General features: G+C 59.4%; 15 protein-coding genes. 10 read left to right on the forward strand and 5 right to left on the reverse strand.

All coding sequences use genetic code 11. The features are described 5' to 3' along the window. Nucleotides 1-7 precede the first annotated feature (7 nt). Nucleotides 8-745: an S-methyl-5'-thioinosine phosphorylase gene (locus tag JQF37_RS13830; RefSeq protein ID WP_130205910.1), complete on the forward strand. Its 738-nt coding sequence runs from the start codon at nt 8-10 to the stop codon at nt 743-745. Between the two features lie 116 nt (nt 746-861). On the opposite strand, the gene JQF37_RS13835 is transcribed toward JQF37_RS13830, so the two are convergent. The 3 genes from JQF37_RS13835 to mfd are packed head-to-tail and all read right to left on the reverse strand — an operon-like array spanning nt 862 to nt 7,592. After that, nucleotides 862-3,555 (reverse strand): DEAD/DEAH box helicase, encoded by a 2,694-nt coding sequence (locus JQF37_RS13835; protein ID WP_130205912.1) that lies wholly within the window; start codon nt 3,553-3,555, stop codon nt 862-864. A 10-nt stretch (nt 3,556-3,565) separates the two neighbouring features. Further along, complete coding sequence (locus tag JQF37_RS13840) at nt 3,566-4,132, reverse strand: CsiV family protein (protein ID WP_130205914.1); 567 nt, start codon at nt 4,130-4,132, stop codon at nt 3,566-3,568. A gap of 10 nt (nt 4,133-4,142) precedes the next feature. Then, nucleotides 4,143-7,592: a transcription-repair coupling factor gene (mfd, locus tag JQF37_RS13845; protein WP_130205916.1), complete on the reverse strand. Its 3,450-nt coding sequence runs from the start codon at nt 7,590-7,592 to the stop codon at nt 4,143-4,145. A 364-nt stretch (nt 7,593-7,956) separates the two neighbouring features. Between mfd and JQF37_RS13850 the strand changes: the two genes are divergently transcribed. From JQF37_RS13850 to JQF37_RS13885, 7 genes are all read left to right on the forward strand, one after another. Beyond that, nucleotides 7,957-9,420 (forward strand): glyceraldehyde-3-phosphate dehydrogenase, encoded by a 1,464-nt coding sequence (locus tag JQF37_RS13850; protein WP_130205918.1) that lies wholly within the window; start codon nt 7,957-7,959, stop codon nt 9,418-9,420. 228 nt (nt 9,421-9,648) lie between these two features. Next, the gene (locus JQF37_RS13855; RefSeq protein ID WP_130205920.1) at nt 9,649-10,143 is read left to right on the forward strand and encodes a hypothetical protein; all 495 of its coding nucleotides are present in this window, start codon (nt 9,649-9,651) and stop codon (nt 10,141-10,143) included. Next, nucleotides 10,143-11,234 carry a polymorphic toxin type 44 domain-containing protein gene (locus JQF37_RS31380; protein WP_223272658.1) on the forward strand — a complete coding sequence of 364 codons (1,092 nt, stop codon included), beginning with the start codon at nt 10,143-10,145 and terminating at the stop codon, nt 11,232-11,234. Before JQF37_RS13855 ends, JQF37_RS31380 begins: the two co-directional genes overlap by 1 nt. Nucleotides 11,235-12,249: 1,015 nt before the next feature. Next, nucleotides 12,250-13,455: an HlyD family efflux transporter periplasmic adaptor subunit gene (locus tag JQF37_RS13870; RefSeq protein WP_130205922.1), complete on the forward strand. Its 1,206-nt coding sequence runs from the start codon at nt 12,250-12,252 to the stop codon at nt 13,453-13,455. Then, nucleotides 13,452-14,696 (forward strand): hypothetical protein, encoded by a 1,245-nt coding sequence (locus JQF37_RS13875; protein WP_130205924.1) that lies wholly within the window; start codon nt 13,452-13,454, stop codon nt 14,694-14,696. Before JQF37_RS13870 ends, JQF37_RS13875 begins: the two co-directional genes overlap by 4 nt. 1 nt (nt 14,697) lies before the next feature. Beyond that, nucleotides 14,698-16,848, forward strand: coding sequence for a glycosyltransferase family 2 protein (locus tag JQF37_RS13880; RefSeq protein WP_130205926.1), 2,151 nt, complete (start codon nt 14,698-14,700; stop codon nt 16,846-16,848). A 9-nt stretch (nt 16,849-16,857) separates the two neighbouring features. Continuing rightward, the gene (locus JQF37_RS13885) at nt 16,858-18,297 is read left to right on the forward strand and encodes an efflux transporter outer membrane subunit (RefSeq protein WP_130205928.1); all 1,440 of its coding nucleotides are present in this window, start codon (nt 16,858-16,860) and stop codon (nt 18,295-18,297) included. Nucleotides 18,298-18,400: 103 nt separating this feature from the next. Here the strand turns inward: JQF37_RS13885 and JQF37_RS13890 are convergent, their stop codons facing one another. Next, a complete protein-coding gene (locus JQF37_RS13890) occupies nt 18,401-19,699 on the reverse strand; it encodes an MFS transporter (RefSeq protein WP_130205930.1) in 1,299 nt (432 codons plus the stop codon). 276 nt (nt 19,700-19,975) lie between these two features. On the opposite strand from JQF37_RS13890, the gene JQF37_RS13895 reads away from it, so the two are divergent. Together JQF37_RS13895 and sthA are read left to right on the forward strand one after the other, a co-directional pair. Continuing rightward, nucleotides 19,976-21,001 (forward strand): FAD:protein FMN transferase, encoded by a 1,026-nt coding sequence (locus tag JQF37_RS13895; RefSeq protein ID WP_189340351.1) that lies wholly within the window; start codon nt 19,976-19,978, stop codon nt 20,999-21,001. 207 nt (nt 21,002-21,208) lie between these two features. Next, on the forward strand, nt 21,209-22,603 hold the full coding sequence (gene sthA, locus JQF37_RS13900; RefSeq protein ID WP_047531336.1) for a Si-specific NAD(P)(+) transhydrogenase: 1,395 nt from the start codon (nt 21,209-21,211) through the stop codon (nt 22,601-22,603). A gap of 42 nt (nt 22,604-22,645) precedes the next feature. On the opposite strand, the gene JQF37_RS13905 is transcribed toward sthA, so the two are convergent. Further along, the gene (locus tag JQF37_RS13905; RefSeq protein WP_130205932.1) at nt 22,646-23,368 is read right to left on the reverse strand and encodes a glycerophosphodiester phosphodiesterase family protein; all 723 of its coding nucleotides are present in this window, start codon (nt 23,366-23,368) and stop codon (nt 22,646-22,648) included. Between the last annotated feature and the right edge of the window lie 13 nt (nt 23,369-23,381).

Here is a 23,381-nt window from a genome sequence, read left to right on the forward strand (position 1 = left end):
GTTCGTTATGACGGTTTACGCGATTATCGGTGGTACTGGCCTGACTCAACTCGAAGGCCTGAGCATTCGTCAGTCATTGGCGGTGGACACCCCTTACGGCGCGCCCTCTGCCGAGGTGCAGATCGGCGAGTACGCAGGCAAGGAAGTGCTGTTCCTTGCCCGTCATGGTCACCCGCACCGTTTTCCGCCGCATCAGGTGAACTACCGTGCCAACCTTTGGGCGCTGAAGCAGGCCGGAGCCGAGGCCATTCTCGCGGTCAATGCCGTCGGTGGCATTCATGCGGCGATGGGCACCGGGCATTTTTGCGTGCCGCATCAGTTGATCGATTACACCAGCGGTCGCGAGCACACCTACTTTGCCGATGACCTGGAGCACGTTACGCATATCGACTTCAGCTATCCCTACAGCGAATCGCTACGTCAGCAGTTGGTCGCGGCGCTGGCGGCAGAAGGCGTCGGTTACAGCAGTCATGGCGTGTATGCCTGTACCCAGGGTCCGCGACTGGAAACCGTGGCCGAGATCGCGCGTCTGGAGCGTGACGGGTGTGACATCGTCGGCATGACGGGTATGCCGGAAGCGGCCCTGGCTCGTGAGCTGGAACTGGATTACGCCTGTCTGGCGCTGGTGGTGAATCCGGCGGCGGGCAAGTCGACGGCGGTGATCACCATGGCGGAGATCGAGCAGGCGTTGCATGACGGGATGGGCAAGGTGAAGTCGACGTTGGCGCGGGTGCTCAAGGGCTGAGGTCAGGCTTGGCACCGAGTCGCTTCCATCGCGGGCAAGCCCGCTCCCACATGGTTATCACAGCGCCTGTGGGAGCGAGCCTGCTCGCGATAGCGATCTGTCAGGCGCCGCAGATCTCAGCGCTTTTCGAGTTTATCCGGTAACGGCGCGAACAACGCCTCGATATCATCGCTCTGCAGTTTCCAGTCCCCGGCCTGACGCCCATCCAGTACGCCCGCCGCGAGGTCGGATTTTTCCTTCTGCAGATGCTGAATCTTCTCTTCCACCGTGCCGCGCGCAATCAGCTTGTAGACGAACACCGGTTTCTCCTGGCCGATGCGATAGGCGCGGTCGGTGGCCTGGTTTTCTGTCGCCGGGTTCCACCACGGATCGTAATGAATCACCGTGTCTGCTTCTGTCAGGTTGAGGCCCACGCCACCGGCCTTCAGGCTGATCAGAAAGATCTGACGTTTGCCGCTCTGAAATTCCTTCACAGGCGTGCGTCGATCGCGGGTCTGTCCGGTCAATAGGGCGTAGGCCACACCGCGTTTGTTCAGTTCATCTTCGATCAGCGACAGCATCGAAGTGAATTGCGAGAACAGCAGAATCCGCCGTCCCTCCTCAAACAGCTCTTCGAGCATTTCCATCAGGCTGTCGAGTTTGCCCGACGTACTGCCACGTGCCGGCAGGGTGGCGTCGTTGACCAGGCGTAAATCGCAGCACACCTGGCGCAGTTTCAGCAGCGCCTCGAGGATGATGATCTGGCTGCGCGCCACGCCTTTGCGGGTGATCTCGTCACGAACTTTCTTGTCCATGGCCAGGCGCATCGTTTCATAAACGTCGCGTTGGGCTTCGTTGAGCTCGACCCAGTGGATGATCTCGGTTTTCGGCGGTAACTCGGTCGCCACCTGTTCCTTGGTGCGACGTAGCAGGAAGGGTTTGATCCGACCGTTGAGGTGTTGAAGTCTGACTTCGCTGGCGCGCTTTTCAATCGGCACGCGGTAATCGCTGTTGAAGCTTTTGACGTCGCCCAGCCAGCCCGGCAGCAGGAAGTGAAACAGCGACCACAATTCACCCAGGTGGTTTTCCAGTGGTGTGCCGCTCAGGCACAGGCGCTGGCGCGCATTCAGTTCGCGCGCTGCCTGGGCGGCCTTGCTGTTCGGATTCTTGATGTATTGCGCTTCGTCCAGCACCAGTACGTGTAATGGCTGAGCCGCCAGGCGTTCGACATCCTTGGGCAGCAAGGCGTAGGTGGTCAGGATCAGGTCGTAATCGGCCAGGTTGTCGAAATGCTTTTTGCGGCTGGCGCCATACAGCGCCAGCACCTTGAGTTGCGGTGTGAAATGCGCCGCTTCGTCGAGCCAGTTGGGGATCAGGCTGGTAGGCATCACCACCATGCACGGCCGGTCGAGGCGTCCGGCGTTTTTTTCGGTCAGCACATGCGCCAGGGTTTGCAGGGTTTTACCCAGGCCCATGTCGTCCGCTAGGATTCCGCCGACTTCCAGTTGCCGCAGCGACTGCATCCAGCTCAAGCCTTCCAGCTGATACGGCCGCAGTGTCGCGTTCAGGCCTTCCGGCGCCATGGCGGTGTAGTCCTTGATGTCCCGCAGGCGCTGGGCAAAGGTACGAATCTGCTCGCCGCCTTCCCACAACAACGGCAGGTCTTCCAGTGGATTCAGGCGCGTGGCGTCGGCCTTGCTCAGGCGTAATGTGGTGTCGCCAGGCTCTTGCAGGTAGAACTCGCCGAGGGTTGCCAGCACCGGTTTCAAGCGCCCGAAGGGCAGGGCGACTTGCAAGGGGCCGTGTTCGGAGTTCGGCCGGTTGGGAATGTTCACCAGGATCAACTCATCGTCGCGCCGTCGGGCGAGGCGTTCCGGGTTGAGGATTTCGGTGTGGGAGCGCATCAGGTTCAACAGGATCGGCAACAGGCTCAGCCGCTCGCCATTGACGATGATGCCCAGTTCCAGGTCAAACCAGTCGCGTTCCGGCGCCTGTTCGACCGTGGCGTACCAATCGTCCACGGCAGTCAGGTCGAAACCGAAGTCTTCGTTGATCTGCAGTTCCCAGCCCTGGGTGCGCAGCTTCGGCAGCTCATTGAGGGTGAAGGTCAGCCAGGCGCTGTCATTGACCATCTCGAACAATTCGCCGGCACTTTCCGGCAGGGCTTTGCTCTGGCGGGTAGCGACTTTGAAGCCGAGGATCCGCAGCTGTTCCCGGTAGGACTGTTCCACGTCCGGATGGCGTTTTATCCGTAGGGTCTGTGTTTCCTGGCGAATCAGGATGTCGGTATTTTTCTGCCCGGAGACGTACTCGTCCAGATAGCTGAAGGACAGCGCCGCGCGATGCTGGATATAGCGCTGCATCTTGCCATTGCGTGGCTCGAAGGCACTGAACTCGATACTCGCCAGCCACAGGCGCGGCACGGGTTGCACGTTATCCACCAGTACTTGGGGCGGTGCTTTCGGGCTGCGGTTTTCCAGTACGCCTTGTAGCTTCTCCAGAAGCTCGGCGTCTTTGGCGGCGGCGGGGTAATCGAGGGTTTCCTGCACCTGAAGCAAGACCGCCGCGCAATGTTTGCAATTGTTGTGGACCGGACAAGAGCAGGTGGCATCGACCATCAGCAAGGTGCCTTTGGCTGACTCACGCAGGCGAATGGTCTGACGATAAACGTTACCGCCAGAGCCTTCGCACGCAGCGATGATGGTCGCGTCGCCGGCCTCGACTATCCTGACGCGGTTCTCCAGGGCGTAGCGGCGGCCGCGTTCGAGGCTCTGTTCCTTGAAGCGGCTGACCCAGGAGGGTGCCAGGGGTTTGCTCAGGGTCGCGGACATAAGGACTCAATCAGTCCGGAATTTCATCGGGGGCTGGCCGAGGTGCTGGGGTGGTCAGCGAGGTGATCTTGATCAGCAGGCCAAGGTGGCCGGCGTCGAGAAAGTTCAGCTGTCCATTTTTGGTATGGCTCTGGGTTTTCAGGCGTTCACTGGCGGTGACCAGGCCATCGGCGTTGATCTGGTTGATCCAGAAGTCTGCGTCGACGTCGGTGAAACGGCCCAGTGTCAGGCTCAGTGTGCCCTCGATCGGGAATTGGCCGAATTGATCCTTGCCCTCGCTGATCGCGACTTTGGTGGCTTGCTCGCCAAGGGTTTGTTGCCAGGCCTTGTGCAGCAACACCGTGTAGTCAGTGCTGGCGCTGAGTTTTGTCACTTCGCCATTGAGGCTCGGCGTGCGCAGGCTGTCGGGGCTGATGGACTGTGCGCCGGCGGCCCAGTCTTCCGGCGCGGCGCGACTGACGATGGCCGGCACAGCGTTTTGACGGACCAGAATCATTTCGACTTGATACAGATCGGCGGCAAACGCCGTGGGGGTGACCAGGGAAATCATCAAGGTCAGTAAGCGAAACAGGCGCATGCGGCGTCCTTCAAGCAGTTTTCGGGATGAGGCGCTCAAACAGCGCCTCTACAGTATTAAAGCGCTCTTCTGCGCGTTCCATCGGGACCATGAATTTAAACACCGTGGCCCCTTCGAATTTGTAGCGTTTGGGCTGGCTCTGGATCAGTTTGATCAGGGTCAGCGGGTCGACCGGGGTTTGCGCCGCGAACTCGATGCGGCCACCTTGCGGACCGCCGTCGACTTTCTTGATGCCCAGCAACTCGGCCTGCAATTTCAGGGCGGTGATGCGCATCAGGTTTTTGGTCGGCTCCGGCAACAGGCCGAAACGGTCGATCATTTCCACTTGCAGGTCCTTGAGGCCTTCTTCGTCGGTGGCCGAGGCGATGCGCTTGTAGAGAATCAGTCGTGCGTGGACGTCCGGCAGATAATCCTCGGGAATCAGTGCCGGCACCCGCAAGTTGACCTCCGGGCCACCGCCCAGCGGTTGATCGAGGTTCGGCTGTTCGCCCTTGCGGATCGACTTCACCGCGCGCTCGAGCATTTCCATGTACAGCGTGAAACCGACTGCCTGGATCTGTCCGCTCTGGCCATCGCCGAGCAATTCGCCGGCGCCACGGATTTCCAGGTCATTGGTGGCGAGTACGAAGCCCGCGCCGAGGTCCTGGGTGTTGGCGATCGCTTCCAGGCGCTTTTCCGCGTCCGGAGTGATTTGCTGGCGCGGCGGTGTCAGCAGGTAGGCATATGCCTGGTGGTGACTGCGTCCGACCCGGCCGCGCAACTGGTGCAACTGTGCCAGGCCAAACTTGTCGGCGCGCTCGATGATGATGGTGTTGGCGCTGGGCACGTCGATGCCGGTCTCGATGATGGTCGAGGCGATCAGCACGTTGAAGCGCTTGTGGTAGAAGTCGCTCATGACCTGTTCGAGCTCGCGTTCGCGCATCTGCCCGTGACCGATGCCGATCCGTGCCTCCGGCACCAGTTCGGCGAGATCGGCGGCGCATTTCTCGATGGTCTTCACGTCGTTGTGCAGGTAGTAGACCTGGCCGCCACGCAGCAGCTCGCGGAGCAGGGCTTCCTTGACCGTGCTCCTGTTCTGCTCCATGACGAAGGTCCGCACCGACAGGCGACGCGCCGGCGGCGTGGCGATGATCGACAGGTCGCGCATACCCGACACCGCCATGTTCAGCGTGCGCGGAATCGGTGTGGCGGTCAGGGTGAGAATGTCGACTTCGCTGCGCAGTGCCTTGAGCTGTTCTTTCTGGCGCACACCGAAACGGTGTTCTTCGTCGATGATCACCAACCCGAGGTTTTTGATTTTGACGTCGTCCTGCAACAACTTGTGCGTGCCGATGACGATGTCGATCTTGCCTTCGGCCAGGTCCGCCACCGCCGCATTCACTTCCTTGGTCGACTTGAAGCGGCTCATCACTTCCACGGTCACCGGCCAATCGGCGAAACGGTCGCGGAAGCTGTTGTAGTGCTGTTGGGCGAGCAGGGTGGTCGGCACCAGAATCGCCACTTGCTTGCCGCCGTGCACGGCGATGAACGCGGCGCGCATGGCCACTTCGGTCTTGCCGAAACCGACGTCGCCACACACCAGGCGGTCCATCGGTTTTGGCGCGAGCATGTCTTCGCGCACCGCTTCGATGGTGGTTTGCTGATCGGGCGTTTCTTCGAACGGGAAACCGGCGCTGAAGGTGGCGTAATCGGCTTTCGGGTCGGCGAACGCATAGCCTTCGCGGGCGGCGCGGCGTGCATAGATGTCGAGCAATTCGGCCGCTACGTCGCGTACTTGTTCAGCGGCTTTGCGCTTGGCTTTCTGCCAGGTCTCGGAGCCAAGGCGGTGCAGCGGGGCCAAGGCATCGTCGCTGCCGGTGTAGCGGGCGATCAGATGCAGGTTGGCTACCGGCACGTAGAGCTTGGCGCCCTCGGCATATTCCAGGGCGAGGAATTCGGCGGTCTGGCTGTCGATTTCCAGGGTGGCGAGGCCGAGGTAGCGACCGACCCCGTGATCGATATGCACCACCGGTGCGCCTTCGCGCAGTTCGGTGAGGTTCTTGATCACTGCATCGTTGTTGGCGTCGGCGCGTTTTTCGCGGCGACGGCGCTGCATCACGCGCTGACCGAACAGCGGGCTTTCGGCAACCAGGGCCAGGGCTGGATCGTCCAGCAGCAAGCCTTCATCGAGCGGCGCGATAGTGATCGCCAGGCGTTCCTTGCCGGCGACGAAGTCCGGCCAGCTGTCGACGGTTTTCGGTCGCAGTTTCAAGCGTTCCAGCAGTTCCAGCAGCACTTCGCGGCGACCTGCGGATTCGGCGGTAAACAGTACGCGTCCGGGAAACTTGTCGAGAAAACCCGCCAGCGCCGCCAGCGGTTGGGTGGCTTTGGCTTCGATGGCCAGGTTCGGCAGTTCCCGGGCAGGGAAGCGTTCGCGACCGATGCCGGTTTCCACGTCCTGTTGACTGGCGACCACCCGTGGCCAGTTTTTCAGGCGCGCAAAGCAGTCTTCCACCGGCAGGAACAACTCGGCGGGTGGTAATAAAGGACGGGATGGGTCGACGCGTCGCTCTTCATAGCGATTGCGCACGTCATTCCAGAAGTTTTCCGCCGCCTGTTCGATGCCTGGCAATGAGAACACTTGAGTGTCCTGGGGCAGGTAATCGAACAGCGTTGAGGTTTCCTCGAAGAACAACGGCAGGTAGTACTCGATGCCGGCCGGGGTAATCCCGCTGCTCAAGTCCTGAAAGATCGGGCAGCGGCGGAAGTCGACGTCGAAGCGCTCGCGGAAGCGTGCCTTGAAACGGGTCACGGCTTCTTTCTGCAGCGGGAATTCCTTGGCCGGCAACAGCTTGACCGAATCGACCTTGTCGATGGAACGCTGGTTCTCCGGATCGAAGGTGCGCAGGGTTTCGATTTCGTCGTCGAACAAGTCGATCCGGTAAGGCAGCTTGCTGCCCATCGGGAACAGGTCGATCAGCGAGCCGCGCACCGTGAATTCGCCATGCTCGTACACGGTATCGACGTAGCGGTAGCCGGTGGCTTCAAGGCGAGTGCGCATTTGCTCGACGTCGAGCTTCTGGCCGACCTCCAGCACTAGGCTGCTGCCGAGCAGAAATCTGGTCGGTGCCAGGCGGTGCAGGGCGGTGGTGATCGGCACCACCAGCACACCGTGCGCCAGTTCGGGCAGTCGATACAGGCTGGCGATGCGCTGGGAAATGATGTCCTGGTGCGGCGAGAACAGATCGTAGGGCAGGGTTTCCCAGTCGGGGAAATGCAGCACAGGCAAATCCGGGGCGAAGAAACTCAGCTCCTGTTCCAGCCGTTCGGCGCTTTGGCTGTCGGCGGTCAGTAGCAGGGTAAAGCGCTTGGCCGCGCTGGCGGCCTCGGCGATGGCCAGGCTCAGGGCGGCACCGGGCAGGTTGCCCCAATGCTGTTTACCTGCCGCGGCAGGGAGATGCGGTAGACGCAGAACGGGCACGGAAGGTTGAGCTCCAAGCGTTGCGACAAAGTCGGTAATTGTAGCGGCCTCGGGTGCCGCCTGTCAGTTGCAGACTGTGTCTATTACGCCGGTTTGGCGAAATGTAGTGGTAAAGACAAAAAATGCCTGTTTTTTATCAAAAATTATTGAATATGTAGTGGTAAAACGAACGAGTGTTACGGAGGGTTACGCACAACACGACGTAGCCCACTGAAAAAGTGAGTGTGCTGCAAGCCCCGGTTTTATTGGGTTTGCGCGAGGCGTGATTTTTTTGAACGGAGAATTGTTACGGATCGCACGACAGGCGCGCATTGCTACGCGAGTCACTCGGCGGCATAATGTAGCCCCTTTTTTCTGCCCCTACATGTGGAAGGTTCCCGTGACTCAGAAGCCCGACCAGTGTCTTGGTGAATGGATCGACCGTGAAGCACTCGCAGAAGCGATGATTCCGCTTATCGGTCAGCTCTACCGCAATAACAACGTGGTGAGCTCGATCTATGGCCGCAGCCTGATCAATCGTTCAGTCATTGCGATTCTCAAAGCTCACCGCTTTGCTCGTCATCGTCAGTCCGACGACAGCGAGCTGTCCGTCCACGAAACATTCCCGCTGCTCAAGGCGATGAGCGAGCTCAAGCTCGGCGCCGCTTCGGTAGACCTGGGCAAGCTCGCGGTTAAATTCAAGACCCAGGGCAATGGTCGCACTGTCGAGCAGTTCGTCCGTGAAGAACTGGCTGACGTGGTTGGCCAGCAGAACGCTTCCGCTCGCAAAGGCACCGACGTGGTCCTGTACGGCTTCGGTCGTATCGGCCGTCTGCTGGCGCGCATCCTGATCGAGAAAACCGGTGGTGGCGACGGCCTGCGTCTGCGCGCCATCGTTGTCCGCAAGGGCGCCGAGAACGATCTGGTCAAGCGTGCGAGCCTGCTGCGTCGTGATTCGGTTCATGGTCCGTTCGATGGCACCATCACCATTGATGAAGCCAACAACACCATCACCGCCAACGGCAACCTGATCCAGGTTATCTACGCGAAAAACCCGACTGAAGTGGATTACACCCAGTACGGCATCAAAGACGCGCTGCTGGTGGATAACACTGGCGTATGGCGTGACGCCGATGGCCTGGGCCAGCACCTGGCCTGCCCGGGTATCGGCCGCGTTGTTCTGACCGCGCCTGGCAAAGGCAAGCTGAAGAACATCGTTCACGGCATCAACCATGCCGAGATCACCGCTGACGACAAGATCATTTCGGCCGCTTCCTGCACCACCAACGCCATTGTGCCGGTGCTGAAGGCCGTGAATGACAAGTTCGGCATCGTCAACGGTCACGTTGAAACGGTTCACTCGTACACCAACGACCAGAACCTGATCGACAACTTCCACAAGGGCGATCGCCGTGGCCGTAGCGCCGCGCTGAACATGGTCATCACCGAGACCGGTGCTGCCACTGCCGCTGCCAAGGCCCTGCCTGAGCTGGCCGGCAAGCTGACCGGTAACGCGATCCGCGTTCCGACGCCAAACGTGTCGATGGCCATTCTCAACCTGAACCTTGAGAAAGCCACCACCCGTGACGAGATCAACGAGTACCTGCGCCAGATGGCCATGCACTCCGATCTGCACAAGCAAATCGACTACGTCAGCTCGCAGGAAGTGGTTTCCACCGACTTCGTTGGCTCGCGCCACGCAGGCGTTGTGGACGCTGAAGCGACCATCACCCAGGACAACCGCGTTGTACTGTACGTTTGGTACGACAACGAGTTCGGCTACAGCTGCCAGGTGGTTCGCGTGATGGAAGACATGGCCGGTGTAAACCCGCCTGCGTTCCCGCGCTAAGCCTTAGCGGCACATGAAAACGCCTCGACATTGTCGGGGCGTTTTTGTTTGTGGGCTCTTTGGGCTTTCTTCCCGAATAAACCAACTTAGAAATACCCTTGTAGGAAAAGGGTTGTTTCTTTTGATGAAACTTCTTGTTCGCTCTTTTGACCCAGCCGTGAGGGTCGCAACGCCGTTAGAGTCCGCCGCATTATTTCTGAACACCATTCCAACGATAAGGTTTCCGAGATGAATGCACCCTTTCAACCGTTGTATACCAATGATGTTTCCCCTGAATATCTCCGCAGCCTCGATGTCTCTAACTTTACTGAGCAGCAAATCGCGCAATTCAGTGAGCAGGCGCGGACTGTTGTTCGTGAGCAACGAGCATTCATTGACGCTCATCCCGCTACTGCCATCTACCGATGTGCAACGGAGGGGAGCCAAACCCGAATGGGCGGGGTGATCCAGCGAGGGACGGTGCCGTATGAGATCGCGCTGGAAAATGGTCGGTCAGTGCGCATCGCGTACAAAGGCGATGACGTTCTGTATGCCGATGGCTGTGTGGCACAGATCGTCACGGGCGCCGGGCGTGCCAGCAGTGATGTTGCGCTGGTCGGCAGCCTGATCAGCAATGGCGACGAGATCATCAATACGCCGCAAAGCTCATGTGTATTTGTACTGCGCGAAGGGTTGCCGATGGCCGAGGATTTTCTGCCCTCTATCAAAGAGGAAGAAATCTGATGAGCAAGGGATATTTCATTGGCCTGGACGACAAGACCAGCTGTGGCGGCAAGGTTCTGGATGGCGATACTCGAATCATGATGTATGGCATTGCCCATGCTCGCGATGGTGATCGAGTCACCTGTGGCAAGGACGGCAAGACCTATCAGATCATCGGTGGCATCTCCAACATGATCAGTCATGGCAGAGCCATGGCGGGCACACTCGATAGCTACAGCAACTGTCCCTGTAAAGCTGAACTGATCCCCTCGGTGACCACGGCCAGCTATCGGAAAGCTCCAAGCCCTGCGCCGCAGGCCGCGAGGGTCGCTGGCTCGCAACCGACCCAGACTGACAGCGGGTTCACAACAAAACCCCAGGCAATCGATCTGCCGCGCGCAGAAAAAATGCCTGCCCCACTCGGCGACCTTGGTGTAACCGAAGCCTGTAAACATTCAGACCAAATGGAAGAGCTTGCCAGCTATATCGCCGAGGAGATGAACCGCAACATCACCCACCCTTCGGTGCTGAAAATGAAGGAGTTGAACAGCTATGATCCTGGGACTGAAACGAGTAAATATTTGGAAATTCCATTTTATCTCCGGCTCGGCCGTCAGCCCAACTTCCACAGCATCGCCCTTGTCAAAAAAGCCGAGGCATTTGCGCTGTGGACAGAGCGAGTCGGGCAAAATCGGCCTTGGGATCACAAGCCGAAGATAAAGGCCAACTTTGGAGGTGATGTACGCCACAAACAGGGAAAGTACGATTACTTTTACGACATTTGGTCGAATATTCATTATGGCTACGTAGGAATGGCAGCAGGCTTTTCGGAGGCGGTGTTACTGGATGGTGCAGGTGCTGAGCAAATCATTTCCGACGCGGTCCGTAAGCTTCAAGATTGGGAAAATAGGCCCGGCCCTCAACGTTCAGAAGATATAAAGGGGTTAAGAGCCTGGGATGACATACCGGATAGGAAATCTATAACTATTGGTGTGAGCCTCTTCAGAGCCTATTCGAACCGAGGAGTCAACGCCAAGATAATAATGGATGAAGTGCTTGCCGGAGATCCTGCTGATTGGGGGAAGGGTATAAGTATCCACATGTGCAAATAAAAGGTGCTGCTTTTGCTTACGCGTAGACTGCTAGTAATATTGCTTTTAATATATTTTGCCTGGTATGTCTCCGTGCCGAGAGTGAAAGTCTATTATTCAGATGAAGCAGCCGGGAAGCTGGAGTTCGTTCTAAATACTCAGCACGATATATTTAGAGGGGAAATATCCCCCGGGCAATCTACAGGAGGGCCTGGTCATCTTTTTCCAGACGATAATTTCTTCATGCAGTTTGACTGGACTGTCTCACAAAAAAGTCATTGTGTAATAATAAGTCCTGTGTGGCCTACGACCAGACTATATATAGGAGCAGATGGGGCTCTCAATAGCAGTCCCAATAGTGGGACCGATTCAGATCGATTAAAGGAGTGCCCATTGTGAGGAGTGGAATGTCAAAAAAGAAAACGCTTCATCCATTTTTCATGACCAGCCGTTAGAGGGAGTTGCGATCGTGGATGATGAGGCAATAGAGTTCAGTCAGTATCACCACAAACTCGCCCAATGGCAGGTTGATCATGAGTTAGCCATCTCTAGTCTGATTGCACACGGCTTATATCGTTTTGATCTTGCTGCTCGAAACTTAAGAATAATATGGAAGTCTGTAAAAAGTTAATTCTGTTATTGAGAATAAAAACCATCAGTAAAAATAGTAGGTTGGCGGCTAGTTCGACTCAAAAGCATCATGTGGATAAAGTCGGCAGGATGCTACATATTTGACGCCATTTAATTGTCCGACCCAAATGCTTGACACCCTTCGTGACTGAATCTAGTGTCGCCAATGTAAACGCCCGCTCTGCCACGGGCCTGTTGAGTCTCGCTACGCTTGCAGTACAACAACTCTCCAAAAAGACAGGAATCTCATTCCTGCTCACATCACCATAAAATCAAGTAAATCTGCGTCGGCTTAGTTGCTGACCGACCGATCGGTTTCGTTTTGCTCACCCTGCCAAAAGTGTTTCGCAGTCACGGTTCGTTATTGCCTGGCTGATATGCGGTTGGTCTATCGGGAGAGTCAGACATGGCAGAAGAACGCTCAAAGCTATTGTCACTGTTGCCACGCCTGGTGGGGTTGGGTGTCCTTGGGTTTATCGTCTGGTTACTGTTGTCGACCTTGCTGATGCCGCTGGTGTCCGCCTCGGCGACACGGGCGATTTTGAATGCGCCGGTGATTCTGTTGACCACCCCGATTGACGGCATGGTGAGTTCGTTGGAGGTCAAGCCCGGCATGACTTTCAGCCAGGGCCAGAAAATCGCGGTGGTGGAAAACCCGCGCGCCAACCAGGAAACCCTGCTGACCCTGCAAACCCGGCGCCTGACCCTGGAGCAACAGTTATCCTCGTCAACCAGTCAGGCCGAGCACGATCAGCGGTACTACGAGGAACTGGAGAAAACCAGCGAGCAGTATCAGGCCGCGTTTCACACTCGCCAGCTCTTCACTCAAAAAGCCCTGAAAGCCGAGAACAGTGCGGCCAGTGCACGGTTGATAGACGCTCAGGAAACCGTCGAGCGCAATCTCGAGTTGTTCGTCCAGGGAGCCGTGAGCGGTGCGGTGGTTGCGCAGTCGAAAGCCCAGTTGGCTTCGTTGCAAGGTGCGGCGGAATCAGTGCGCTCGCAATTGCGGATCACCGATGGCGACGTCAGTGCGGCTAGCAAGCAGGTTTACCTCGATCCCGATCAACTGCGCATGTTCGATCTCAGCGCACAGATGACCACGCTCAAGCTCAGTCTGGAGAACCAGGCACGCAACCGCCGGGCGTATCAACAGGAGCTCGACAACCTCAATCAGTTGATCGAAACCGAGCAGAACCGGGTCAAGTTGATGGCCGGCTACGACGTCGTTGCCTACTCGCCCGGTACGGTCCAGGAGTTGCTGGCACCTCAAGGCACGCTGGTGCAGGCCGGCTCGACCTTGTTGCGCGCCACCGATTGCGGACAAAGCTACGTGATTGCGGTGTTCCCCGAGCGCATGGCCAGCAAGATCGACCGCGACAGCGTGCTCACGGTGAAAATCCGTGGGTTGAATGAACCCCTCAAGGCCAGCGTGGTGCAGTTACTGTCCAGCACGTCGGACATTCGCGCCAACACCTACAGCGTGCCGTTCCCCTATGCCGAACAGAATTCGGTGTACGTCGTCGGCACATTTGCCTCAGACCTGACGGACGCCCAGCGAGCCATGACCTGCAACCCGGGGTTGTGGGCCAGTGCCGAGGTGTCGCGGCCATGAACATGGTTCTGCGCGGGGGATTGGGCTTGGTGCTGCTCGTCAGCGGGGTGTCTGCCATGGCGGTTCAGCCGAGGCCGCAACTGGCGGCAATGACTTGTGCGGCGCTCGATCAAGCCGTGACATCCCTGCCGGCGGGGCCGGTGCTGGTGGCCAGTTACCCGCCGCTGGATGGGCATCCTGCGCCGATCCTGGCGTTGCGCGGCGTGGCGTTCACTTACGATAACGCGCTGGCCAGCATTGCCTTGTTTGCGTGCGGCAAGGCGGAGTCGGCGCGGCGGATTGCCGATGCGCTGGCCTTCGCGACACGGCACGATCCGGAGTATCAGGACGGACGCCTGCGCAATGCCTACGCCGCCGGTGCAGTGGGTTCCCCGTCGATGAAATTGCCGGGTTACTGGAGCGTCGAGCGCAATGCCTGGAATCAGGATGCGTACCAAGTCAGCAGCGCCACCGGCAATCAGGCGTGGGCAGCCCTGGCGCTGCTGGAGGCCTACCGGCAGAGCGGCGAAGCGTCTTACCTGGAGGCCGCGCGAAAAGTCCTGCACTGGTCGCAGAAAAACACCTACGACGGACAATCGCCCGCCGGTTTCGGTGGCGGCTACTACGGGTACTTTTCCAAACAGATCCAGCAGAACTGGAAATCCACCGAACACAACGTTGACCTCGCCGCGGCGTGGTCGGCACTCGACGCGGTGGCACCGAACAGCGATTCGGCAGCGCAGGCGCAGATTGCCCGACAGTTTGTCTCGAGCCAGTGGGACGCCGGGGAAGGGCGCTTCCTGATCGGCACCGGTGCCGATGGCCGGACGTCGGACCGCGTGCGTTCAGGGCTCGATGCGCAGATTTGGCCTTTGATAGCGCTGCAAGATCCCCCCAGGGACTGGCGGCGCGTCTTCGCTTTCATCGATCACGCTCACCGTGCTGGCGAGGGGTATGGATTCAATCGCGACCCCGATGGCCTGTGGACCGAAGGCACCGCGCAAGCCGCTGCCGTGGCGCGCTTGAGTGGCTTGAGCGACAAGGCGCAGCCGCTGTGGAGCGTGCTGCTGGCGCAAGAGGCTGGCAATGGATGGCTGTTCGCAACGCCGGCACCGCGCATCAGTACCGGACTGGCCATCGGTCCGGACTCGGTCACCAATGATTTTTTCTACTACCACCTGCCTCACTTGGGCGCCACAGCGTGGGCGGCGATTGCGGCCACCGGCGTCAATCCTTTTACCGGCTTTCAAGAGGCTGACTGACATGCAGGCACTGGATTCGCTGCAACTGCTGCAAATCAATTTCTGGACGCTGGCGGCGGTGGTGCTGTTCACCTGCCTGACCCACCGTGATCAATGGGCCGCGCGGGCCGGCTTCGGCGCCGTCACCGCCTTGTTGCTGGTCAACTACGCGGCCTGGCGAATTCGCGACACATTGCCCGACGGTCATTCCGGATTTGCCACGGTCTGGGCCTATGCCTTCCTGTTTTTCGAGATGTTGGCGATTGGCTACACGCTGTTCTCCATCGTGGTGATGCTCTGTCGCACGGATCACCGCCAAGAGGCCGATGCCGGTGAGCGACGTCTGCGTGCGCAAGGCAGTGCAGTGCCTGCGGTGGATATCTTCATCGCCACCTACAACGAAGGCCTCGACATTCTCGAAAAAACCATCATCGCCGCCCAGGCCATCGACTACCCGAACTTCACCCTCTGGGTGCTCGACGACACCCGGCGCGACTGGTTGCGCGATTACTGTGCCGAGGTGGGCGTGCAATACGCGCGGCGCCCTGACAATTCCCACGCCAAGGCTGGCAACTTGAACAACGGCTTGCGCCAGTCGGCGGCCGCCAGCAATGCGCCGTACATTCTGGTGCTCGATGCCGACTTCGCGCCGCAGCAACCGATCCTGATGCGCACGCTGGGTCTGTTCGACGATCCCAGGGTCGGCCTGGTGCAAACGCCGCAGTTTTACTACAACCCCGATCCGATCCAGCACAACCTCGGCACGTCGGCCTGCTGGGTGGATGAGCAGCGGGTGTTCTTCGATGTGTTCCAGCCGGCGAAGGATGGCTGGGATGCGGCGTTTTGTGTTGGCACGTCCTTCGTGGTGCGACGCGATTTGATTACCGAAGTCGGCGGTTTTCCTACCGGTTCTGTGTGCGAAGACATCTACACGACCTATCGCTTGTTGCAAAAAGGCTACGTCACCCGTTGGTTGAATGAGCGTCTGTCGATCGGTTTGTCCGCCGAAGGCCTGACCGAGTACATCAACCAGCGCGGGCGCTGGTGCCTGGGCACGATCCAGGTGGCACTGCTCAAGGAAGGCCCGCTGCGCGGCAGCGGCTACACGCTCAACGACCGATTGCACTATGTGCATGGCCTGATGCACTGGTTTTCCAAGCCGTTCATTTTGATGATGCTGGTTTCGCCGGTGCTCTACTGGTACTTCGGCATCGCCGGGTTCTACGCCAACCCAGTGGACTTCCTGGCCTTCGGCATGCCGGCGCTGATTGCCTTCTGGGGGTATGGCACCTGGGTCACCGACCGGCGCACCTTGCCGATTTTCACCGAGGTCACGCAGATCGTTGCCTCGCTGGCCGTCACCGCGACCATTGCCAGCGCCATGATCCGACCGTTCGGGCGGCCGTTCAAAGTCACCGCCAAGGGGATTGATCGCTCACGCACGATGGTGCACTGGAAGTTGTTCGGATTCTTTTTTGCCTTGACGCTGTTTTCGCAGATCGGTGCCTACATCGCCATCAGTACCGCTGCTTCGTTTGACGGCAACATGATGTTCAATCTTTGCTGGACGGTGGTCGCGCTGATCTACAACCTGGCCACGCTGGTGGCTTGTGTCGACCGGCCACGGTTGCATGGCGAGGAACGTTTTCCATTCGATAAGGCCACCGGGTTTCGCTTCGGCGGTAAAGTCCTGTCCGGTCGCCTGGTGGACATCTCCCTCAGTGGCGCGTCCTTGACCTGCGCCTTTGCCTCCTCGATCAAACCGGGGCTGTGTGGTCAGGTGTGGGTCGACAAGCTGGGCTGGCTGGACGTGGAAGTCATGCGCAATCACGGCGACGACCGATTGGGCCTGAGGTTTGCCGACCTGGACGAAGCGCTGCGGCGCCAGCTGATTGCAAGGTTGTTCAGTGACGCGAGCATCAACGTCGTCAGCAAGGCGGAGCCGGCGCAGGCCTTTGGCACCTTGCTGCAGCGTTCCCTGTTGGGTGAGAAGCGTCTGGCGCCGCGTGCGCCGAAACCGGTCAAGGCGCCGTCTTACGTCTCGCCTGCACGCTGGCGGCCGGTCCGGGTCCGTTCGCGTCAACCGTCTCTGCCGTCCCTCAATGTCAGTCGCTCAAGCCTGTGGACACTGCTTCTTTCTCCCTTGCGAGCTTTGCTCGGCCAACGCTTGTAGGTGCGCGCCATGAACAGTTGCTTATCCACGTCTTGCTTCATGTCTTTGCTGCTGCTCGGTGGTTGTTCGCTGGAACCGACCTACGAGAAGCCCGATGCACCCATCGACCAGCAATGGCCGGCGAACACCGCCGGTGAGTGTTGCGCAGGCAAGCAGGCGTTCGATAAAGACTGGCGCGGGTTTGTGGTCGATGAACGACTGCGCCAGTTGATTGAAATGGCCCTGGCCAACAACCGCAGCCTGCGTCAGTTCGCGGCCAGTGTCGAAGAAGCGCGGGCCGGTTATGACAGTGCCGAGTCGGGGCTTTTTCCTACCATTGGCATCGACACTTACGCCGGGCGCAGCAAGCTGCCGCCCCTGGTGCGCACGCCTGGTGGTGGTGCCACGGCCGGCAGTATTGCCAATACGTTTCAGGCCACGGCGGGCTTTACGTCCTACGAGTTGGACTTTTTCGGCCGCCTGCGCAGCCAACGCAATGCGGCGGGGGCGCGCTTCGAGGCGTCCGAGGCGGACTATCAAACGGCACGGCTGGCGCTGATCGGCGAAGTCGCCAGCACCTGGTTGAGCCTCAAGGCCAATCAGCATTTGCTGGATCTGGCGCAAAACACCTACCAATCCCAGGACCGCTACGGCCAGCTGTTGCGCAAGAGCTATAACCTCGGATCCAGTGCCCGGATCGATGTGCACCAGGCCGACGCGCAAACCAATACGGCGGCGGTGCAGGTCAACACTTACCGCATGCAAGTGGCGCAGAACACCAATGCGCTACGGGTGCTGGTGGGGCAGCCGATACCGGTGGGGCTGTTGCCCACCGGGCCGCTCGGTGAGCGGATGGCGACACTGGATGTGCCGGCGGGCTTGCCCTCGGCGCTGGTTGAGCGCCGGCCGGACATCATGTCGGCCGAGGCGCAGTTGCGTGCTGCCAATGCGGATATCGGCGCGGCACGCACGGCGTACTTCCCGACTTTTTCCCTGACGTCGGCACTGGGCAGTCTGAGCGGGGACTTTTCCCGTTTGCTCAGCGGGCCGGCCGAGTTCTGGTCGTTGGCCCTGGCGGGTTCGTTGCCGTTGATCGACGGCGGTGGGCGACGGGCACAGGTGGATGCCAGCCATGCGCGCTTCGACGGGCAGGCAGCGGCCTATGAGGCCACGGTGCAGAACGCGTTTCGTGAAGCCGCCGATGCCTTGAATGCCCGGCAGGAAATGCTCACGCAAGTGGAGTTCCAGAAAAAACTGGTGGGGGATTACCAGGAAGCCTATCGGCAATCGCGCCTGCGTTTCGAGGCCGGCATGGACAGCTATTTCTCCACCATGGATGCCCAGCGTTCGTTGTTTGATGCGCAGCAGAAGTGGGCGCAGCTGGAGCTGGCGCGGGAGATCAATCAGGTGACGTTGTACAAGGCGCTGGGAGGCGGGTGGAGTCAGTCGTTGAAGATGGCGGATCGGTGAGGTGTGGTGATCTCGAGGGCCTCATCGCGGGCAATCCCGCTCCCACAGGATTTGTGGTGTTCACAAATCCTGTGGGGGAGGGCTTGCCCGCGATAGCGATCTGTCAGGCGCCGCCAGCCACTGAGGCGCGCGCCGTGCGCAGTTCATGCTTGTTGCCGCGGAACAGTACCAGCGTTGCGATCAACCCCAGCGCCGCCGCAGCGCTGAGCCAGATCCCCGGTGCCGCTTTGTTGTCCAGCACATGGATCAGGTAAGTACAGGCCGCCGGGGTAAAACCGCCGAAGGTCGCGGTCGCCAGGCTGTAGGCCAGGGAGAAGCCGGTTGTACGAACTTCCACCGGCATGATCTCGGTCAGGGCCACCACCATGGCGCCGTTGTACGAGCCATAGAGGAACGACAACCAGAGTTCGACGATCAGCAGATGGCTGAAGCTCGGGTTCGTCACCAGCCACGACAACGCCGGGTAGGCGGTGAGAATCGCCAGAATCGTCGCCGCCAGCAGCAGGGGTTTGCGCCCGATCTTGTCAGACACCGCACCCATCACCGGCAGCCAGAAGAAATTCGAGAGGCCGATGCACACGGTGACCAGCAAGGCATCCATGTCCGACAGGTGCAGTTCGGCTTTGCCGAAGGTCGGGGTGTAGGCGGTGATCAGGTAGAACGACACTGTGGTCATCACCACCAGCGCCATGCCGGCGATGACGATGCCGAAATTCTGACTGATCGAACGGACAATATCGCGCAGGGAAGGGCGATGCTTGCGGGCCTGAAACTCGGGTGTTTCTTCCAGTGAACGACGAATCACGAAGATCACCGGCACGATCATGCAACCGATCAGGAACGGTACGCGCCAGCCCCAATCACCCATTTGTTCCGGGCTGAGCCAATGGTTCAAGCCAACACCCAGCAGGCCGGCGAATACCACTGCGGCTTGCTGGCTGGCGGACTGCCAACTGACGAAGAACCCTTTGCGGCCCGGCGTGGAGATTTCCGCCAGGTACACCGACACGCCACCCAGCTCCACCCCCGCCGAGAAACCTTGCAGCAATCGACCGAACAGCACGATCAGTGGAGCGGCGACACCGAGGGTCGCGTAGCCCGGCACGCAAGCGATCAATATCGTACCGGCGGCCATCAAGACCAGGGTGATGATCAGCCCTTTGCGACGGCCATGACGGTCGATATAGGCACCGAGAAAAATCGCCCCTAACGGGCGCATCAGGAAACCGGCTCCGAAAGTGGCCAGCGAGAGCATCAGGGAAGCGAAAGCGCTATCGGCAGGGAAGAAGGTTTTGGCGATGGCCGTGGCGTAGAAGCCGTAGACCATAAAGTCGAACATTTCGAGGAAGTTGCCGCTGACAACGCGAAAAATCGCCTTGCCTTTGCCCGTATTAGAGGACATTAGGACGTACTCGCTGTTGGCTGTTTTATTGGAGGTCCCTGATTCAGACGCGTCCCTTCCTGTCGCTGAAAGGCAAGGCACCTTTGGCGAGAATTTTGTAACAATATGTGTGGCGATATGGATAGGCAACAATTAATTAGCTTGCTGCTTAAACGTTTTTGCCATTACACGGTTTGAATGGCGCACGAGAGCGAATTAAGTGGTTCACGCAGCGCAAAAATGTCGGGGCCTGTCGCATAATCGCTGGCCTTGGCGTTGTGCCATGGACTGTCGGGGATGCAGGGTTTGTTGAATGGGCGGCTGTTTGGTCTTGTGACTCTGATCGTCATGTTGTCCGCCTGCGGCAACGGCGACTCCATGGAAAGCGTTGGCGGCCCGACCATGGGCAGCACGTATTCGATCAAGTACGTGCGCCATGCCGGTCTCCCGGCGGCGGCAGATGTTCGTGTCGAGGTGGAAAAAATCCTCGCTGACATCGACCGGCAACTGTCGACCTACCGCAGCGATTCGGATATCGAGCGCTTCAATGACCTGCCCGCCAATCGTTGTCAGAAAATGCCCGCGTCCATCCTCAAGTTGATCCGCGTGGGTGAACAACTGTCGGAACAAAGCGAAGGCTCCTACGACCTGACGGTGGAACCGCTGCTCAATCTCTGGGGGTTTGGCCCGCAAGGGCGCGAGGAAAAAGTCCCGGCTGAACAGGCGTTGGCGCAGGCGCGGCAGCGAGTCGGTTATCAACACCTGCGTATCGAGGGCGATCAGCTGTGCAAGGATGCAGCCGTCGAGGTCGACTTCAACAGCATTGCCGCCGGTTACGCGGTCGATACGATTGCCGCTCGACTCGAAGCGCTGGGCATCCACGACTACCTGGCCGAAGCCACTGGCGAACTCAAGGCCGCAGGCAAGAAGCTTGGCGGTTCGCCGTGGCGCATCGCCCTGGAAGAACCGCGCGATGATCAGCAGGTGGCCGAGCGAATCGTCGCCGTCGACGGATTCGGCTTGTCCACCTCCGGCGACTACCGAAATTATTTCGAGCAGGATGGGCGGCGTTACTCCCACACCTTCGATGCCCGCAGCGGTGCGCCGGTCTCACATTCACTGGCATCCGTCACGGTGATTCATCCTTCAGCGTTGATGGCCGATGGCTTATCGACGCTGTTGCTGATTCTCGGCCCGGAGCGCGGTTGGGACTACGCGGAAAAACACGATATCGGCGCATTTTTTGTGATTCGTGCCGATACAGGTTTCGTCACACGTACCAGTCACGCTTTTGAGCGGGTCACGGGTGGGAAAACCGAATGATCACGGCGTTTCAAGCACTGAAGACTGACGTTGTAGCGCAGGCAAAACTAGCCTATGACGCGACCAAGGGTTAATGTGCGCGGCGTTGACGCTTCTATAGACTGTGTCCGGGTTCTGCACTGGCCCCAAATTGTTCCTTCATGCCACAGATTGGCGTGATTTAGCCGCAGGTGCCGATGGCGCCACGGCCTGTTCTGAGGAGTACGCATGGCTGTCTACAACTACGACGTGGTGGTGTTGGGTTCCGGCCCGGCGGGGGAAGGCGCGGCAATGAACGCCGCCAAAGCGGGACGTAAGGTAGCGATGGTCGATAGCCGTCGCCAGGTCGGCGGCAACTGCACTCACTTGGGCACCATCCCGTCCAAGGCACTGCGTCACTCGGTCCGGCAGATCATGCAGTTCAACACCAACCCGATGTTCCGGGCCATTGGTGAACCGCGCTGGTTCTCGTTCCCGGACGTGCTGAAAAGCGCCGAAAAAGTCATCGCCAAACAAGTCGCCTCGCGCACCGGCTACTACGCCCGTAACCGTGTCGACGTGTTCTTCGGCACCGGCAGCTTCGCCGACGAGCAAACCATCGAAGTGGTGTGCGCCAACGGCGTGGTCGAAAAACTGGTGGCCAAGCACATCATCATCGCCACTGGCTCGCGTCCGTATCGCCCGGCCGACATCGATTTCAACCACCCGCGTATCTACGATAGCGACACCATCCTCAGCCTCGGCCACACCCCGCGCAAACTGATCGTTTACGGCGCCGGCGTGATCGGTTGCGAATACGCATCGATTTTCAGTGGTCTGGGTGTACTGGTTGAGCTGGTGGACAACCGTGGTCAGTTGCTGAGCTTCCTCGACTCGGAAATTTCCCAGGCGTTGAGCTACCACTTCAGCAACAACAACATCACGGTTCGCCACAACGAAGACTACGACCGCGTCGAAGGCGTGGACAACGGCGTGATCCTGCATCTGAAGTCCGGCAAGAAGATCAAGGCCGACGCCTTGCTCTGGTGCAACGGCCGTACCGGCAACACCGATCAACTCGGTATGGAAAACATCGGCGTCAAGGTCAACAGCCGCGGCCAGATCGAAGTCGATGAGGCTTATCGCACCTGCGTGCCGAACATTTACGGCGCCGGTGACGTGATCGGCTGGCCGAGCCTGGCCAGTGCCGCCCACGACCAGGGCCGTTCGGCCGCTGGCAGCATCGTCGACAACGGCAGCTGGCGCTTCGTCAACGACGTACCGACCGGGATCTACACCATTCCGGAGATCAGTTCGATCGGCAAGAACGAGCAAGAGCTGACCCAGGCCAAGGTGCCGTACGAAGTGGGCAAGGCGTTCTTCAAGAGCATGGCGCGGGCGCAGATCGCCGGCGAGCCGCAAGGCATGCTGAAGATCCTGTTCCACCGCGAAACCCTGGAAGTGCTGGGCGTGCATTGCTTCGGTTATCAGGCGTCGGAGATCGTGCACATCGGTCAGGCGATCATGAGCCAGCCGGGCGAGCAAAATACCCTGAAGTATTTCGTCAACACCACGTTCAACTACCCGACCATGGCCGAAGCCTATCGGGTAGCGGCGTACGACGGCCTCAACCGGCTTTTTTGAGTGGCTCCGGCCGGTGGCCTGAGCCGGCCGGGGAGACCGATTTCAGCAATTCTCGAGCGTGGCAATGGCCAAACCGGGAAAGTCTGTAATCAGGCTGTCAACGCCGAAGTCAGCGAGTCTGCGCATCAGCGCGGGCTCGTTGACGGTCCACACCGACACATGCAACCCCTGACGCTGCGCCTTCTCCAGGCGTTCCGGCGTGCACAGGGTCCAGTTCAGCGCCAGAATCCCGCAGCCATAGCTTGCCGCGACCTTCAGCGGGTCGAGCCAGGCGTACTCGGCGACCAGTCCGCGGGATACGTCCGGCACCAGGTCCAGCGCCGCTTTCAGCACTTCCCGTGAGCTGGAGGTGATCGTCACCTTGTCCAGCAGGCCATGCCGTTGCGCCATTTCACGAATCGCCAGCACGGTGGTTGCAGCGCGGGTGCGTGAAGCGCTTTTGACTTCCAGTTGCCAGTGATCGAAATCGCATTGCTCGAACAGCGATTCCAGGGTCGGGATCGGGCATGGCTTGATCCAGCCCGGGCCGCCCTTGCGCGCGTCGTAGGTCACCAGCTCCGCCGCCGTGTGCTCGACCACCTTGCCGCGACGGTCAGTGGTGCGCTTGAGGGTCGGGTCGTGGATGACCATCAGTTCACCGTCCATGGACAGGTGCAGGTCCAGTTCGCAACGGCGTACGCCGTGCTTGAGGCATTCCTGAAAGCTGGTCAGGGTGTTTTCCGGTGCTTCGCCCTTGGCGCCGCGATGGCCGTAGATGAGGGTCACGGTTCTTCCTTAA

The sequence above is a fragment of the Pseudomonas sp. MIL9 genome, assembly GCF_016887925.1.
Lineage (GTDB): Bacteria > Pseudomonadota > Gammaproteobacteria > Pseudomonadales > Pseudomonadaceae > Aquipseudomonas > Aquipseudomonas mohnii.

What these genes read in the sequence shown, in the direction of transcription:
- JQF37_RS13830 (WP_130205910.1), top strand. Translation starts at nt 8, where the DNA reads ATGACGGTTTACGCGATTATCGGTGGTACTGGCCTGACTCAACTCGAA.
- JQF37_RS13835 (WP_130205912.1), bottom strand. Translation starts at nt 3,555, where the DNA reads ATGTCCGCGACCCTGAGCAAACCCCTGGCACCCTCCTGGGTCAGCCGC.
- JQF37_RS13840 (WP_130205914.1), bottom strand. Translation starts at nt 4,132, where the DNA reads ATGCGCCTGTTTCGCTTACTGACCTTGATGATTTCCCTGGTCACCCCC.
- JQF37_RS13850 (WP_130205918.1), top strand. Translation starts at nt 7,957, where the DNA reads ATGTGGAAGGTTCCCGTGACTCAGAAGCCCGACCAGTGTCTTGGTGAA.
- JQF37_RS13855 (WP_130205920.1), top strand. Translation starts at nt 9,649, where the DNA reads ATGAATGCACCCTTTCAACCGTTGTATACCAATGATGTTTCCCCTGAA.
- JQF37_RS31380 (WP_223272658.1), top strand. Translation starts at nt 10,143, where the DNA reads ATGAGCAAGGGATATTTCATTGGCCTGGACGACAAGACCAGCTGTGGC.
- JQF37_RS13870 (WP_130205922.1), top strand. Translation starts at nt 12,250, where the DNA reads ATGGCAGAAGAACGCTCAAAGCTATTGTCACTGTTGCCACGCCTGGTG.
- JQF37_RS13875 (WP_130205924.1), top strand. Translation starts at nt 13,452, where the DNA reads ATGAACATGGTTCTGCGCGGGGGATTGGGCTTGGTGCTGCTCGTCAGC.
- JQF37_RS13880 (WP_130205926.1), top strand. Translation starts at nt 14,698, where the DNA reads ATGCAGGCACTGGATTCGCTGCAACTGCTGCAAATCAATTTCTGGACG.
- JQF37_RS13885 (WP_130205928.1), top strand. Translation starts at nt 16,858, where the DNA reads ATGAACAGTTGCTTATCCACGTCTTGCTTCATGTCTTTGCTGCTGCTC.
- JQF37_RS13890 (WP_130205930.1), bottom strand. Translation starts at nt 19,699, where the DNA reads ATGTCCTCTAATACGGGCAAAGGCAAGGCGATTTTTCGCGTTGTCAGC.
- JQF37_RS13895 (WP_189340351.1), top strand. Translation starts at nt 19,976, where the DNA reads ATGCAGGGTTTGTTGAATGGGCGGCTGTTTGGTCTTGTGACTCTGATC.
- sthA (WP_047531336.1), top strand. Translation starts at nt 21,209, where the DNA reads ATGGCTGTCTACAACTACGACGTGGTGGTGTTGGGTTCCGGCCCGGCG.